The sequence below is a fragment of the Haloechinothrix halophila YIM 93223 genome (genome assembly GCF_000504245.1).
In the GTDB taxonomy this organism is placed as follows: Bacteria; Actinomycetota; Actinomycetes; order Mycobacteriales; family Pseudonocardiaceae; genus Haloechinothrix_A; species Haloechinothrix_A halophila.
Map to the genome: position 1 here is coordinate 1,541,320 of NZ_KI632509.1, position 16,205 is coordinate 1,557,524.

At 67.5% G+C, this 16,205-nt stretch carries 11 protein-coding genes; 6 read left to right on the plus strand and 5 right to left on the minus strand.

The genetic code is table 11. The features are described from left to right. Positions 1-67: 67 nt before the first annotated feature. Positions 68-784: a maleylpyruvate isomerase family mycothiol-dependent enzyme gene (locus AMYHA_RS07180; protein WP_034269248.1), complete on the plus strand. Its 717-nt coding sequence runs from the start codon at positions 68-70 to the stop codon at positions 782-784. Between the two features lie 70 nt (positions 785-854). Here AMYHA_RS07180 and AMYHA_RS07185 read toward each other — a convergent pair whose 3' ends face one another. Next, positions 855-2,402: a CehA/McbA family metallohydrolase gene (locus AMYHA_RS07185; protein ID WP_034269250.1), complete on the minus strand. Its 1,548-nt coding sequence runs from the start codon at positions 2,400-2,402 to the stop codon at positions 855-857. A 186-nt stretch (positions 2,403-2,588) separates the two neighbouring features. Here AMYHA_RS07185 and AMYHA_RS07190 point away from each other — a divergent pair, with 186 nt between their 5' ends. The 5 genes from AMYHA_RS07190 (at position 2,589) to AMYHA_RS07210 (ending at position 7,378) form a co-directional block, all read left to right on the plus strand. Then, complete coding sequence (locus tag AMYHA_RS07190) at positions 2,589-4,109, plus strand: CehA/McbA family metallohydrolase domain-containing protein (RefSeq protein WP_157361886.1); 1,521 nt, start codon at positions 2,589-2,591, stop codon at positions 4,107-4,109. Positions 4,110-4,223: 114 nt separating this feature from the next. Beyond that, entirely contained in the window at positions 4,224-4,784 is a 561-nt protein-coding gene (locus AMYHA_RS07195) for a hypothetical protein (protein ID WP_034269252.1), read from the plus strand. A 133-nt stretch (positions 4,785-4,917) separates the two neighbouring features. After that, positions 4,918-6,345: a pyridoxal-dependent decarboxylase gene (locus AMYHA_RS07200; protein ID WP_034269255.1), complete on the plus strand. Its 1,428-nt coding sequence runs from the start codon at positions 4,918-4,920 to the stop codon at positions 6,343-6,345. 51 nt (positions 6,346-6,396) lie between these two features. Beyond that, positions 6,397-6,681, plus strand: a complete 285-nt coding sequence (locus AMYHA_RS07205; protein WP_034269258.1) for a putative quinol monooxygenase — start codon at positions 6,397-6,399, stop codon at positions 6,679-6,681. Between the two features lie 184 nt (positions 6,682-6,865). Then, positions 6,866-7,378: a thioesterase family protein gene (locus AMYHA_RS07210; RefSeq protein WP_034269261.1), complete on the plus strand. Its 513-nt coding sequence runs from the start codon at positions 6,866-6,868 to the stop codon at positions 7,376-7,378. A gap of 46 nt (positions 7,379-7,424) precedes the next feature. Here AMYHA_RS07210 and AMYHA_RS07215 read toward each other — a convergent pair whose 3' ends face one another. The 4 genes from AMYHA_RS07215 to AMYHA_RS07230 form a co-directional block, all read right to left on the minus strand. Further along, positions 7,425-8,516 carry an ABC transporter ATP-binding protein gene (locus AMYHA_RS07215; RefSeq protein WP_034269263.1) on the minus strand — a complete coding sequence of 364 codons (1,092 nt, stop codon included), beginning with the start codon at positions 8,514-8,516 and terminating at the stop codon, positions 7,425-7,427. 101 nt (positions 8,517-8,617) lie between these two features. After that, positions 8,618-11,476, minus strand: coding sequence for a TIM-barrel domain-containing protein (locus tag AMYHA_RS07220; protein WP_034269266.1), 2,859 nt, complete (start codon positions 11,474-11,476; stop codon positions 8,618-8,620). A gap of 44 nt (positions 11,477-11,520) precedes the next feature. Further along, on the minus strand, positions 11,521-14,742 hold the full coding sequence (locus AMYHA_RS07225; protein WP_196776854.1) for a TIM-barrel domain-containing protein: 3,222 nt from the start codon (positions 14,740-14,742) through the stop codon (positions 11,521-11,523). Positions 14,743-14,879: 137 nt separating this feature from the next. Continuing rightward, entirely contained in the window at positions 14,880-16,097 is a 1,218-nt protein-coding gene (locus AMYHA_RS07230; protein ID WP_034269272.1) for an ROK family transcriptional regulator, read from the minus strand. Positions 16,098-16,205 lie beyond the last annotated feature (108 nt).

Consider the following 16,205-nt stretch of genomic DNA (forward strand, 5'->3'; position numbering starts at 1 on the left):
TCGGCAGGTCGGTTGTCGACGTGGCTTTGAGGTGGAGAACTGAGGCGGGGCCTGCGATCGTGGGGCCATGATGTCGGAACCAGCCATCGAGACCGCACTGGAGTGGGTCGAGCGGGGACAACGCCAGCTGGAGGATGCCGTCGCCGCGCTGCGACCCGCGGCGGTCACCGAACCCTCCGCGTTGTCAGGCTGGACGCGCGGGCACGTGATCACGCACATCGCGCGCAACGCTGACGCGCTGGTCAACCTGCTCACGTGGGCGCGGACCGGGACGCCGACGCCGATGTACGCCACGCCCACACAGCGAGACGCCGACATCGAGGCGGGCGCGGGCCGCGCGCTCGACGAGCAGCTGGACGACCTGCGTGAATCGGGACGGCGCTTCGCCGCGACGGCCGCCGCACTGTCCGCGGACGCCTGGCAGGCACCGGTGCGGAACGCGCAGGGCGTGGCGATGCCCGCGAGCACGGTGCCGTGGTTTCGCACGCGGGAGGTGTGGCTGCACCTGGTCGATCTCGACGTCGGCGCTGGGGTCGACGTCATTCCGGACGACGTCGCCGCCGAGCTGGTGCGAGATGTCGCGCGCTGGATGTCACCGAAGCTGGAGCAGGCGGTCTCACTCCGGCCCGAGGGTCATCGGCCGGTGCCGCTCGGCCCCGATGTCGACACGCCCACCACCATCGCGGGCCCCGCGAGCCACATCGCCGGGTGGCTGACCGGCCGCGCGGACGCGAGCCGGTTGCGGTGCGAGGGCACGGTCCCTGAGTTGCCACGCTGGCTGTAACCCAGAACTCGCGGTACCAGAAGTCGGGACTCGGGGCACCACAACGCGGGACTCGCGATGCCAGTGGCCGTCACTCCGGGGCGAGGAAGATCGGGTTGGTCAGGGCGACCATGCCGGAGCGGCCGTTGAGCGGGTCCTCGGTGTCGGGCTCCGGCGCCCCGCGCAACTCGGCGCGCAGGTAGCCACCTGGCCCGATCGGCTGGTCCAGCGTCACGGTCTGCTCGTCGGCGGTGACCGGTTCCGTCCGGACCACGAGGCCATCCCGCAGTAGCGTCAGCACCCGCTCGGTGCCGCCTCGCACCAGCACGGACACCGTGACTACGTCCGCGGGTCCGCCGGTCACCGTGCCACCGACCATGGCGTGCTGTCCGGCGGGGCCCTCTGCGGTCAGGTACAGCTCTGGCCCTGACGGACCCGACGTGACGTAGCTGCGGCCCGCTTTGAGCGCCGCCACCACCGCGTCCCGGGACAGCGAACCCGCGTAGACCACGGTCGTCGGCGCACCCAGCGCGGACGCCTCCGGGTTCGCGGTGCCGTGCAGGTCACTGCCGCCGCTGGCGAACACCCGGTGTCCCGCGGCGAGCAGCCGGTCCCAGATGGCGATCGCATCGTCGTCGTCCGGCTGGTATGGCCCGTTCCACACCTCGAGCCCGTCGGGCAGCAGCGCTGGATCGGCCAGCCCGTCCGCGAGGAACTGCCAGGACAAGTGCGCGCTCGCCGGATGCGCCGCGGACACGTAGGCGCCGTGCCGCCGTGCGGCGTCGAAGAACGCGTCGATCCGGCGTTCGTAGCGCTGCAGCGGGATCCCGTTCGGCCGTTGCCGCCAGTCGAGCCACGCGCCCGGCGGCAGCCCGCTGACCGTCGCGTGACCGTGGAACCAGTTGGTCATCTCCACGCCGCCGATCAGCAGTACCCCAGTGTCTCCCGCGATGCGCGCGAGGTCGTCGTTGCTCGTGGTCACGTTGTGATCGGTGAAGACGACCCAATCCAGCCCCGCGCGCCGCATGGCGTCCGGGTACTCGTCCGGTTGGAGCGCGCTGCCGGACGCGAACGCATCCGAGGAGTGCGTGGTGTGATTGTGCAGGTCACCGCGATACCAGCCAGGTTCGGCGCGGACGACGTCTTGCTCACGCCCGAGCGGTCGCTCGCCGCGCTGCGGCCCGAAGCTCAGCCGCACCGTCACGGTCAGTTCTGTCGGCGTCGGCGCACGGAACACGGGGATGATCACCGTCCAGGTGCCTGGTTCGATCCTCCCGGCACGGAACGCCCGTGACGCGGCGTGCGCCGCGACGAAAAAGGAGTTCTCCTCCTCGCCGTAGACACCCCGGAAACCGGGGGATCCGTAGCCGGGACCGCGCTCGTCGAACAGGCCAATGCCGACGGCGGTGTGCTCCGCCCCGGCACCGGACTTCGTCAGCGACGCCGCCACTCGGTTCACCCCAGCTGGCACGGGGAACGGCAAGTAGAGGTAGGTGCCCGCGCCAGCGGCGGTCGCGGTGAGCGTGAGTTCGGAGGCCGCGACGGCAGGGGATGCCGTGGTGATGCCGAGGCCGGCGACCCCGGTGGTCAGCACCGCGCCGCGTCGCAACATCGCGCGTCGGGACAGCTCATCGGACATCGAGCATCACTCCTCTCGCGATGCGGGAAGGCCGTAGCGTAACCCTCATGGCCGCTGGTGCGGCACCTCTGATCGACGAACTCACCACGAATAACGACTGAATCGGAGAAACGTCGTATCTCGCATCGGACGCGGCCGTTGACATCAACGTGAAGATGACTCGTGGCACTTCCTGAGGTGATCAGTGTGGCGCTGTCTCGACGCGAGGTCCTCGCGGCGTCGGTGGCATCCGGAGCGGTGCTGCTGTCCCGGCCGTCCGGCGCGGCGGCGGCACGCCTCGGGCCGGATGCGGACACCTCGGCGTCGCGGACGTCCAAACTAGACCCAAACGTCCGGCTGGCGCACGCGGACCTGCACAACCACACGCTGCTGTCGGATGGCGACGGACGTGCGGACGCCGCCTTCGAGACCATGCGTTCGCACGGCCTCGATGTGGCCGCGCTGACCGATCATTCCGGTGTCGGCAAGGTGCTCGGGCCGACATGCCAAGGCTGTGACGCCGCGATCGGCATCGACGAGTCCGAATGGGACCGCCTCAAGTCCTATGCGGACGCGGCGAACGCGGATGGTGAGTTCGTCGCGCTGCGCGGGTTCGAGTGGTCTTCGCCCGTACTTGGCCACATGAACGTCTGGTTCTCCGCGACCTGGACCGACCCGCTCGCCACCGCTGGTGTCAACGCCAGTTCAACGGCCGGGTTCCTGCTGCACGAGGACGACACCCTGATCGGTCCGGACACCGAGGCGTTGCTGAACGACGTGCTTCGCGGTGCGCCCGACCGGCCGGTGTCCATGGCCGGGTTCTACGACTGGCTCGACGCCGATCCGGAGCGCGCGATCGTTGGTGGTGGGCTGGACGGTATCGCCGGGTTCAACCACCCCGGCAGGGAAGGTGGCAGGTTCGGCTACTTCACCTACGACCCGCGCATCGCCGACCGTGTGGTCAGCATCGAGATGTTCAACCGCCGTGAGGATTACCTGTTCGAGGGCGTCGCGGAGGGCAATCCGTCGCCGCTGGTCGAATGCCTCGACGCTGGGTGGCGCGTCGGCATCCTCGGCGTGACCGACGAGCACGGCGACGACTGGGGTGGCCCGCTCGGCAAGGGGCGCACCGGTCTGTGGGTGCCCCGCCTGAGCAGGGACACCGTGCGCGACGCGATGGAAAGCCGACGGTTCTTCGCCACCAGGGAGCGTGGCTTGCGGCTGGACGCCACCGCGAACGGCACGCCCATGGGTGGCAGGCTCGCGCACCGCGACGGCGAGGTCAGGTTCGCGCTCGACATCGACAAGGGCCGCGAATGGCAGGGTCGCACGCTGCTGATGCAGGTCATGCAGACCGGCGACCCGCTGCCGACGCTGACTCACCAGGTTGAGTTCCGGGTTCCTGGTCCCGACGAGCCCGCCGTCGCGGTGACGGTGCCGGTGAGCAGGGACGACGGCGACTGGGTCGTCCTGCGTGTCACCGACCCCAGCAGGTCGGCTGACGACCGTGCGCAGCCGTACCCCGCCTATCGCGCGGCGGGCAGGGCCGTCGCCTACGCCAGCCCATTCTTTCTCGTCGAGAACGACGAACCGCCGACGTCGCCTGATGCCGTGTCCCTTACCGCGAGTTCGCTCGGCGTCGCGGGTGCGGCTAGCCTGCGCCGTGCCGAGCATGCGCATGATCATGACCGACCCCGCATGGGCGATCTTGGCAAATCGTTGTGGTAATCATTTCTATGAGCAAATTGTCCAGGTACGGTGTGAGGGCGTTGTGGAACGGATGACACGCGGCCCACACGGGTCACGCGGTGACGACGTGACCCACGAACCGAGGTGGCGCGAATGACGGACTCGCTGGCCATGCGCAGCGCTAATGCGGCGACAGGGTTCGTGCTCTCGTCGCTGTTGGTATGCGGGGTGATCGTGGTGTCGGAACCCGGCACCTACGCACTGCCCATAGGCAGTCATGGCGCCCCGGTGGCGGAGGATGCGCGGCCCGGCGGGCTCGGCGATCCGGGAGCGGACACACCACGTCCGACGACCGGGCAGTCGATCACTGTGCCGGTGAAGCTGCGTGCGCCGCGTGACGCCAACGCGCGCGGCGCTGCGGTGGCGTTGCCCGCGTCGGCCGAGTCGGCAGCGGCGCGACCGGATCAGCGACGCACCACGAACCGGAGCGGCGAACCCGATCCCGGGCGGGAATCGTTCACCAGCGACGTGAACAAGGACCAGCCGGAGCGCGACGAGCGCGGCTCGCGGACGTCGTCACGGCGTGGTGCCACATCGTCAGCGCGTACGTCGAACTCGCGCGACACCTCCCAGGAACGGGACACCTCGCCTGACCGGCGAACCAGGACGTCCCAGTCGGCTGACTTCCGCGAGAGGTCCGGCAGGGGAGCCTGAACCACACCGTGGCGGTGGTCCGGACGGCTCCCCGCGGCGCTCCGGTCGTGAGTGCTCATCAGAGTTCTAACTCTGATCGGCACTCACGACCCCGCCGGTGCGAATCGCTAGTGTCGTGACCATGGCGAGTCACATGTCAGCGGAGGAGTTCCGCAAACACGGCAAGCAGGTGATCGACTGGATCGCGGACTACATGGCCGGGATCGAGTCCTACCCGGTGCGCTCGCAGGTGCGGCCAGGTGAGATCAGGGCCGCGCTGCCGGACCGTGCCCCCGAGCAGGGCGAACCCTTCGACCGCGTGCTCGCCGACCTGGACCGGATCATCCTGCCCGGTGTGACGCACTGGCAGCACCCGAACTTCTTCGCCTACTTCCCCGCCAACGCCAGCGGCCCGGCGATCCTCGGCGACCTGCTCTCGTCCGGTCTCGGCGTACAGGGCATGATCTGGGCGACCAGCCCCGCATGCACCGAGCTGGAGACGGTCGTCGTCGACTGGCTCGCTGACCTGCTCGGCCTGCCGGAGCACTGGCGCACCGACGCGCGCGGCGGTGGCGTCATCGAGGACTCCGCGTCCAGCGGCAGCCTGGTCGCGCTGCTCGCCGCGCTACACCGTGCTGGCAGGGCGCGCAACACGCTGTACGTGTCCTCGCAGACGCACTCCTCGCTGGAGAAGGCCGCCGTCATCGCCGGGGTCGCGACGGAGAACGTGCGGATCGTCGACGTCGACCCTGACACGCTGGCCATGCGCCCGGAGCACCTCGCGACGCTGATCGCGCAGGACCTGGCCGACGGGGCGACACCGACCATGGTGTGCGCGACCATTGGCACGACGTCGACCACCGCGATTGACCCGGTGCGGCGCATCGGTGAGATCTGCGCCGAGCACGGGATCTGGCTGCACGTCGACGCCGCCTACGCCGGGGTTGCCGCGATCCGCGACGAGCTGCGCTGGATCAACGACGGTGTCGCGGAGTTCGCGGACTCCTACGTCACCGACCCGCACAAGTGGCTGCTGACCAACTTCGACTGCACCGTGTTGTGGGTTGCCGACCGTGTGCCACTCATCGACGCGCTGTCGATCCTGCCGGAGTACCTGCGCAACGCGGCGACCGAGTCCGGCGAGGTGATCGACTACCGCGACTGGCAGATCCCGCTCGGCAGGCGGTTCCGAGCGCTGAAGCTGTGGGCGGTGTTGCGTTGGTACGGCGCCGATGGCCTGCGCGAGCACATCCGCACCGGCATCGCGCTGGCCGATGATCTGGCGGGCTTGGTGCGCGAGCACGACGACTTCACGCTGCTCGAGCATCACCCGTTCGGACTGGTGTGCCTCCGGCCGCTCTGGAGAGGTCTGTCCGATGTGGACTCCGAGGATGCCACGGCCGCGTTGCTGGCACGGCTCAACGACTCCGGCGATCTCTACCTCAGTCACACCAAGATCGGCGCTCGCACGATGCTGCGGGTGGCCATCGGCGCGCCCGCGACCACGCGCGAGCATGTGCGGGCCGCCTGGCAGCGCATCGAAGCGGAGTATCGAGCAGTGCTGGCGGAAAGGGTGGAGTAGGTCGCCGGCAGCGGCTCCGTTGTCAGGACACGGCCAGCAAGGGGAGGAACCATGATCATTGTGTCCGGGTCACTGTACGTCGATGCCGACGTGCGTGACGCCTACGTCAAGGACTGCGTCAGCGTGGTCGAGCAGGCGCGCGAGTCGCCGGGATGTCTCGACTTCGTCATCGCCGCCGATCCGATCGAGCCTGGCCGGGTCAACGTCTACGAGCGGTGGGACTCCGACGAGAACCTGATGCGGTTCCGTGGCTCCGGGCCGTCGTCGGAGCAGACGGCCCAGATTCGGGACGCCTCCGTCGCGAAGTACCGCATCTCCGCGACCGAAGACCCGTAGCCCGAGGGCGCTGGGCCGCACCGGGCATGGCTTCGTCCGTGTGGCCCAGCTCATGGCGTTCGGTCTCGGCGGGCGTTGACAAGGCGCCGCCGCACCAGAGAAGCTAAGCAAGCGCTTAGTTACCTGTTGCCCTGCCGCGTCTGGGCGCACCGGTTCGGCCGGTGAGGACTGCGAAGGAACGCCGATGACATCGAGTGACCCGCGTGGCGGATGGCTGCCGCCCGTCGCGGAACTGCTGAACCTCCCCGCCGAGCTGAAGCAGGCCATCCCGCCTGAGTACGAAGACCTCAACGGTCACATGAACATCAAGCACTACTTCGAGCTGCAGTCGTTCGCGGCGTGGGGCGTGTTCCGCAGGGTCGGCTACGAGGACGAGCGGCGGCCGGACGAGGGAGCGTTCACGCTGGAACAGCACCTGCGGTATCACAACGAGGTGCTGGTCGGGCAGGAAGTCTCGGCGCACGTCGTGTTGCTCGATCGCTCCGACAAGGTGGTGCACGGCATCTCGTTCCTGGTCAACCGCACTACCGACCAGGTGGCAAACACCCTGGAGTTCGTCTCGGCGCACGTTGATCTTACCCAGCGCCGCATCAGCCCGTTCCCCACACGGATCGCGGACGCGCTCGACGCCGAGCTGGCCCGGTGTGCCCATCTCGGCGACGTCGAATCGCCCGGACCCGCCCGGCTGCGGTCCTGAAGCGGGCGGGCCGGCACCCGCGATGCCGGCCCACCCAATCAGTACGTCACGCCGTCAGGCGCTCACCCGTCTCGGCGTCGAACACCAGCACCCGCGCTGGGTCGCACGCGAGCCGCAGCGACTGCCCCTTGCGCGGCGGATCGCGTGGATCGATGCGCGCCACGACCTCGGCGAGCTCGCTCTGCTCGGTGTCGGTGGCGCTGCCGTAGAGGAAGGCATCCGCGCCCAGCTCCTCGATCAGCGTCACCTCGACGGGCAGGCCGGGATCGTCGTCGGCCACGATGCGCCAGTGTTCCGGCCGGACGCCTACCTTCAGCGCCCGTCCCGGCGTCCGCGCCTGCGTGTCGCGGTCGAGTGGCACGATGTAGCCGCCGACGTCGGCGCCGCCCTCGGTGGGCTTGCCGTCGAGCAGGTTCATCGCAGGTGAGCCGATGAATCCCGCCACGAACAGGTTGGCTGGCTTGTCGTACAGGCTCAAGGGGACGTCGACCTGCTGCAGCACGCCGTCCTTGAGCACCGCCACCCTGTCGCCCATCGTCATCGCCTCCACCTGGTCGTGGGTGACGTAGACGGTGGTGATGCCGAGCCTGCGCTGCAGCGACGCGATCTGACTGCGGGTGGACACCCGGAGTTTCGCGTCCAGGTTCGACAGCGGTTCGTCCATGCAGAACACCTGCGGCTGGCGCACGATGGCGCGTCCCATCGCGACGCGCTGCCGCTGGCCACCGGAGAGTTCCTTCGGCTTGCGATCGAGGTAGTCCTGCAGGCCAAGCAGCTCAGCCACATCCTTGACCTGCGCCAGCCGTCCGTCCTTCGACACGCCCTGCATCTTGAGTGCGAACGCCATGTTGTCGGCGACGCTCATGTGCGGATACAACGCGTAGTTCTGGAAGACCATGGCGATGTCGCGGTCTTTCGGGGCCACGTCGGAGACGTCGCGATCGCCGATGTAGATCGCGCCCGACGTCGTCTCCTCAAGACCGGCGAGCATTCGCAGCGAGGTGGATTTCCCGCAACCGGATGGGCCGACGAGCACCATGAACTCGCCGTCGGAGATCTCAAGGTCGAGCGCGTCGACCGCAGGCGTGTCCGACCCCGGGTACACCCGGCTGGCCTTCTCGAAACGTACAGAACTCATAACACAGGTTCCCTTCACCGGCAGGTACGTGCCGGACGATCCGTAGTAAAGGTGATGGTGAGCGGGTGCCGGTCGGGATGGCCCGACCGGCACCCGCCGCGTCAGAACGAACCGCTCGTGACGCCGCCATAACCGCTGGCGGGCGTCGTGAACGCGTTGTTCGAACCCGGCTGCCACTCGTCAGCCGTGTCCGGGTAGTTGTCCTCCTGTCGCTTGATGCACTTCCACTCCACCGCCGTGCTCGGCGGTAGCTTGCTGATGGTGCCCGTCCAGGTCGGGTAGTTCGTCGGCTCCAGCTTGACCGCGCTGGCGACCGACCACTCACCGAGTTGGGGGACATTGCCGACAGCATAGACGGACTGACCCGTCACCGTGTTGCCGTTGTCACACTGGAATTCCATCGACACTGGCTCCTGGCCGAGCGTGAACTCGAACGTCGTGCCGTTCGAAACGGACAGCGAGTCCGATTTCGCCACGATCAGGTTGCCGCCCGCGTTGTACCAGCCGCTGGTCGCGGCATCGAACTCCGCTTTGTTGGCGTGCTGGGTCAGCGCGGTGCCGTTCAGCGTGACGGCTGACGCCTGGGTGTCGGCGACCAGCTCGACGACGTTGGCCCTGCTGGCGGGCGCGCCGTCGTAGCTGCCGGACGCCGCCCCGACGGTCACGGTGGCGGTGGAGCCGGACAGCTGCTGGCTGATCACCGTGCTGCGCTTCGCACCCGACTGGTAGCTCACCGTAGCGCCGTCGTCTTCCACCAGCGTGAAGTCCGACGCCGTCTCGTCGGCGTAGACCCGCGTGATCAGCTCGTCGCGGGTGCTGCCGTCGGAGCGCTTGCCCATGACGTTCAACGTCTTGTCGTCGACGTGCATCTTCGGCACGATCGCGCCCGCCTTGGCGTAGGCGGGCAACTGGAACTCGCCGTTGCGCCACAGCGGAACGTCGGTCAGCCACTCGCCGGTACTGACGTGCTTCGTGTTGGTGTGATAGTCGAACCACGTGCCTGCTGGCAGGTACATATCGCGCTTGCGCTCACCGGCACCGGCCACTATCCCGACAAGCAGGTCGGATCCGACCATTTTCTGGTGGCCCATTTCCCGGACGTTCGGATCGTCCTGGAAGTGATACACCAGCGGCGGGACAAGCGGCTCACCCTCGGTGTGCGCACGATGCGCCAGCGAGTAGTAGTACGGCGTCAGCTCGTAGCGTTGCCGCAGGTTCTCCCGGTTGCTCGCCGCATCGCCAATCCGGTTGGGCTTGGTCTCGTGGCACTCGCACAGATCCTCGGTGTGCGGGCGCACCGGAACGTCGAACCACGCCGAGTTCGCGAACCACTGGGTGTAGAGCTCGTCCAGATCGGTGTCCAGCATCTCCCTGCGGAACCCGCCGATGTCCGAACCGTAATAGTCCACACCGGACATCGACATGTGCATCTGGACGTTCTGTTGCGCCGCGAGCGCGGTCAGCTTCGATCCGATGTCGCCGGACCACATCGCGGCACCGGTGCGTTGGATGCCCGCTGCACCGGAACGGGTGAGCAGGAACGGCCGAGCCGTCTCGCCGTTCGCCGCATACTGGTCGGCGATACCTTCGGCCCACTTCAGGTTGTAGACGTTGTGGTAGTCGGCGTGTGCGTGCTTGCCAGGTAACACACCCGCCGTCCAATCCGCACTGTCGTACATCTCCGGCTCGCCAAGATCGAGCCAGTGACCGAGCACGCCCTCGTCCAGCAGGTGCTGGCGTTGGTTGTTGTGCCAGCGTGCGCTCGCGGCGTCCTGGGTCCAGTCGATCATGCCGCCCCGGCCCCACCAGTCGTTCTCGGTGAGATACACCGGGTCGCAGGTCGAGCAGCCCGCTCGCACCAGATAGCCGTTGGACGCCATGTCGCTGTGCTCGGGCAGGTTCTTCCCGACGTAGGACTCCTCGATCGGGATCACGCCCACCCCGTCGTCATTGGCCAACGACGCGATCTTGGCCGCGGGGCTGGGGAAGTTCGTCGTGTCCCAGTCCAGTGTGCCCATGCGGGTGTCGTCAGAACCCGCGGTTACGCCGCCGAACCAGGGGACGTCGAGCATCATGCCGTCGACAGGGAAGTTCGCCCCGCGCACGTCGGCGAGCGTGCTGTCGACCTCGGACCAGCTGTCGTAGCCGTACTCCGACATCCACAGCCCGAACGCCTTTTTCGGCGGCACCGGCGGGTGCCCGGTCAGCTCGAGGTAGTCCGAGCGCAGATCCGGCAGGTCGGGACCGCTCATGACGTACCAGCGGATCTGGTCACCCCAGGTGTCCATGGTCCATGGATCACCCGTGAGGTCCCATTCCTGCTTGTAGATCTGGTCGACGAACAGCCCGTACCCGGTGGTGCCAGCGCCGACGGCGAACAGCACCGGGATCTGCGCGTTGCCGACCGGGCCGTTGTCGTCGTCGTAGACCATGGCGTTGCCGAAGTTGTCCCCCGGCGTGCGGGTGCGGCCCACCCAGTCACCGTCTGAGCTGCCGCCCATGAAGAACTGCTCACCGAGCCCGTAGGCGTTCTCCATGCTCGACTTGGTGAACGACAGGCCCTTCCACCCCTGCGACAAGTTGCGCGGACACGACGTGTGCAGCAGCAAGTCCGTCGTGCGGGCGGTGTCGTACACCGTCGCGCACAACGTCGTCGTGTCCACCTCGACCCGCAGCTCCGGCGTGGTCAGGATGCCACCGTCCTGGGTGAGGCTGGACGGGCCGGGATAGTCCGTCTTGGCCACCTGGTCCGTCGTGAACAGCGGATCCGCTGTGCCTGGACCGCTGCCCGCGCCGGTCTCGAAGTGAACAAGGTCGTCGTCGAGGAACTCCACCACCAAGTAGTTGCCGTTCGCGGTGAAGTCCACCCGCTGCTGCGCGGCCTGCGCCGAGGGAGCGAACCCGGCGAGCCCGGTGAGCACCAGCGCCGGTGCGATGAGGAACGCGGTGAGTCGGGCCAATCTGCCGCGTCCTGGTGTGTGTCTCGGTCGTATGTACCGTCGTTTCATGGCCGCCCCACGGTGAGGTTGTCGAGGTTGATCGCCCCGTAGTCGTCGCTGTCGAAGGACAGCCGGATGGAGTGCCTGCCAGCACTGAGCGAGGTGCTCAGCGTCGCGGTGCCCCAGGTGTCCCAGTCCGCCAGCGTTGGCAGTGACACCGTGCCCACCGCGGTTCCGTCGACGTAGACGGTGCGGCGCGCTTCGGACAGCGCGTTGGCGTAGCGGAACCGCAGCTCGTGCGTGCCGCTGCCGTCGGCGTTGACGTCGAAGGCGACCGAGTCACCCGCCGCGTCGAACTGGTCGACGAAGCCGAGGCCGGTGTAGCCGGTGTGGTCGGTGTCGGTCGCGGTGCCGGTCTGGTCACCGAACTCGGCCTCGTAAGCCGCCTTGTCGACACCGTTCAGCACGACGGTGCGGCTCGCGATGTCCGAGGGCAGCTTCACCATGGTGAGCTGCTGTTCCGGGTCCCAGTACCAGCCCTGTGTCGCGGTGTTCAGGTCCGCCGCGCTGGCCACCTCGGTGAGCGTGACGCCGTCGTTGGTCACCGAGCTCGGCTTGCTCGATGCCACCTGGAGCGTGCTCGCCGTCGTCAACGCCGGAGCGTCCACAGTGACCGTATGGTTTGCCCAGTCCGCGGTGGACGTCACCGTGCGCGTCTGACCCGCCGAGTCCTCGAAGTAGTCGTAGCTGGAGGTGCCGGACGGGTAGATGCGGAACGCGAGGTTGGTGTAATCGGTGACGCTGTTGCTGATGTTGCCACCGAGCTGGTAGTTCGCGTTCAGGTTCAGCGGCACGATCGCGCCGGCGCGGGCGTACACCGGGATGCTGTCGGTGCCCGCGAAGTACGTCTTCGTGCCAGCGCCCTGTGCCCTGCCGCCGTTGAAGAAGTCATACCACTCGCCCCGCGGTAGGTAGACGTCCTTGCTGGTGTCGCCCTCGGTGGTGATCGGGGCGACCAGCAGCTGGCGGCCGAACATGTACTGCTGCTCCTTGGCGGCGGCCGTGGCGTCGCCGGGGTAGGCGATGCTCATGGCCTGCATCATCGGCAAGCCGGTCTCGGAGCTGTTCTTCGCTTCGGTGTAGAGGTACGGAATCAGGTTCATCCTGATGTTGGCGAACTTGCGGAACGTCGGGATCACGCTGGTGTCGCCGGTGCGCGCCTGCACGTTCCACGGCGTCCGTGCCTCCGATGTGGCGGGGTCCGCCTTCTCCGAGTGGTACTGCATGATCGGCGAGAACGTCGCCTGCGCGGTCGAGCGCAGGTACAGCTCACTGGTCGGGAACGAGCCGGTGAACCCTGCCAGGTCCCATGCCCAGAACGGAACGCCGGACTGACCAGCGCTGATCCCGGCCCGCACGGCCTCCCGGAACGCTTCGAACGTCGATGCCTGGTCACCCGCCCAGAAGATCGAGTTCGTCTGCGCGCCGGTGGTGCCGGCCCGGCTGAAGATGGTGCCGTCGCCGCCGGTCTTGCTGCTCACGTAGTCGTCGTAGGCTCCGGTGTAATCGTTTGGGTAGCCGTTGTGCAGCTCATCGCCCTTGCGGCCGTCCGCTCCCGTGACATCGCGGCCGAACACGGCCTCGCTGCCGTCGGTCTTGAAGCCGTCGATCCCAACCTCGTCGAACAGGTAGGACCGTTTGCTCATCCACCAGTCGGTCGCGTTCTGGCTCGTGAAGTCCGGCACCGTGCTGTCACCGAACCACCGTCCACTTGGGATTCGGTAGTGGCCGCCGTTGCCGTCGCCGAGCACGTAGCCCTGCTGCATCGCGTAGTCACGGTCGTTGATGTGCTGCTGTGGAGCCGTCGACGGGTTGCTGTCGAAGTTCTCCTTCAGCACAGGGATCTGCCACAGCAATACCTTGATGTCCTGGTTGTGGGCGGCGTTGACCATCGCTTTTGGATCACGCCACGCCGTGCCGTCCGGGAACGTCAGGTCGCTGTAGGACAGTGAGCCACTTCCCGATGTCGGCTCGTAATCCGCGCCGTGCCAGATGTAGAACGTGGCTTCGTCGCTCCACTGTTCCAGCACCATCGCGGAGTGCGGGATGTTGTAGTTGGTGACGTTGGCCAGTTCGGACTCGATTTCGTCCTGTGTGTTCCATTCGTTGGCCGACATCCACAACCCGAACGCCCACTTCGGCGGCAGCTTCGGCCTACCGGTCTCGGCGGTGTAGTCGTCCAGGATGTTCTTTCGGCTGCCGGTGTAGAAGTGGTAATCCACTGTGGAGTTCAGATCGCCACCGGTGTCCACCGTGAACCCGGCCATGTCGCTGAGGTGCGTGCCGAGGTTGAAGATGGAGTACCGGTCGCTCGGGATCGAGACGCCGTACCCGGCGGAGTTGGTGAAGAACGGCACCGACAAGTACGTCCGGTGCGTCGATCCCTGGTTCTGGTACTGGTTGTAGACGTAGTTGTGCACGTCCTGGCCGCGCTGGTTCAGGTAGTCGTAGCGCTCACCGAAACCCTCGAAGCGTTCGCCGGACGGCGTGTACCAATGGTCCTCGATCTTGGTGACGGTGCCGTTGCCGTCGCTGGCCCAGCCAACGTTGCGGAACGTGGCGGGATCGTACTGCCGCGCGATCAGGCTGCCATCGGATCTGTGCACCGCGGCCCGGTACGGCGATTTCTGGATGCGCAGTTCGATGTCCGATGTGGCGATGCGCAGCTCACTCGCGCCGTCGGTGACGGTGTACGGCGCTGATCCCGCGATGTCCAGACCGTTGCCATTGGGTGCTATCTGAGTGTGGAACCGGTCGGGTTCCGGGAACGCGTACCGGATCTTCGGCGTGAGTTCGCCCGCGCTGTCGCCGGTCGAGATGTCGACAGAGTTGCCATTGTCGACATAGCCAGTGACATCGGTGGTGCCGCTCCACGACGTCACCGAGAAGCTGAACGGGCCGCTGGACTGCTGGTTCGTACCATCCACATCGGCATGCACGGTGTAGCTGATCTGGTCGCCGCGTGCGAAACTGCCGAGGTTGAGCTTCCAGTAGCTGTTGTCGCCGCTGTTGTAGTCCCATGCCGCGCCGATGGGTGTTTGGTCGACGCCGTTCTTGGTCCAGGTCACCCACACCGACTGTCCATCTGAGACCGGCCAGGTCGTCGCGTTGATCTCGACGTTCTGGCCCGCCATGGGATCGCGTGGGGCGCGTTCGGTCGGCTGGGTGCCATAAAGCTCGTCGTAGCCGTATGGGTCGTGGTGCACTCCGTTCAGCTCACCGGCCATCGCGGACGGTATCGCTCCTAATTGGAGTACTAGCATCGCGAGTACTAAACCGAGGGTGGCGCTCACCCGTCGTCGCGATCGGAACTGACCTCTTCTCATTACACTTCCTCCCGGTGGGGATCGGAAACTCGGGTGGATCAGTCGGATTCGGCTGCCGGACGTGTCGTGAGGGAGGGGCGGCCCGCCTCGTTGGGCCGCAGCTTCGGCTGGAACAGCTCGCCGAGGAAGAGCCCGGCGGCGCCCTGTGCCCAGGTCTCGTCGTCGCAGGTGTCGACGACGACGTCGAGGTCCTGCTGCAAGCCGTCGAACACGGCGTCGCCGAGCCCGGTGTCGAAGCCGTCGCGGAACAGGTCGGCGGCGCGCGTGCCCTCGCCGGTGAGGATGACGAGCTTCGGGTTCAGCAGGTTGACCAGGTTGCCGACCGCCCTGCCGAGCGTGCGGCCGAGGTCGGTGAAGATCGCGCGCAGTGCCTCGTGGCCGCCGCGGGCGAGGTCGATCGCCTCGTCGATCGTGACGTCGGTGCCCAGGTGTTCGGCGGCTTTCGCACGGATCGCGGGTTCACCGACCAGCGTCTCAAGGCAGCCGATGCCACCGCAGGCGCAGCGTGGCCCGTCGGCGGCGACCTTGGTGTGCCCGAACTCGCCCGCGCCGCCGGACGCGCCTCGGTACAGCCTGCCGTCGAGCACCATGCCGAGGCCGACACCACGGCCGATGCTGACCACGGCGAAGTCGGTGGCGTCCCGGCCAGTGCCGAACCACTGCTCACTCGCGACCAGCGTGTTGACGTCGTTGTCCACCACCACCGGCAGGCCCATGCGCTCGGTCAGCAGCCGGGGAAGGTCGACGTCATGCCAGCTCGCGTACGTCGCGTGCCGGACGACCCCCGCCGCGGGGTCGACCACGCCCGCTAGCCCGACGCCAGCGCCGAACACCGGACGAGAGCCTGCCTTGGGAAGCAGTTCGCGCACCGCCGTGACGACTGCCTCGGTGACGGCATCCACGCTGGTCTCGGCGATCGGCGTGACCGTGCGCTCGACGATGACCGAGTCCAGGTCGGTAAGCACCGCGACCGCGCGGGTCTCGGTGAGCTTGATGCCGACGACGTAGCCCGCGTCCGGGCGCACCGCCAGCAGTACGGGCTTGCGACCGCCCGCTGACCTGCCGGTTTCGCGTTCCTCGATGATCCCGCTGCCGAGTAGTCCTGCCACGATCTCGGACACCGTCGACAGGCTGAGCCCGGTATGCCGAGCGAGGTCGGTGCGGGATTGCAGCGGCGCGGCGCGCAGCTCACGGAACACCAGCGAAGCGTTGATCTCGCGGATCAACTCCTTGCTGCCCGTGCGCATCGGCTGCATCGCCGCTCCCTTACTAGGGTCACCGAAGAAAGTGCGTCGAACCGTAACCCTGCCGTAAAACCCCGGTCAACGCCTCGCCTGCTGGTTGCCCCATTCAGCCCAGCCCGC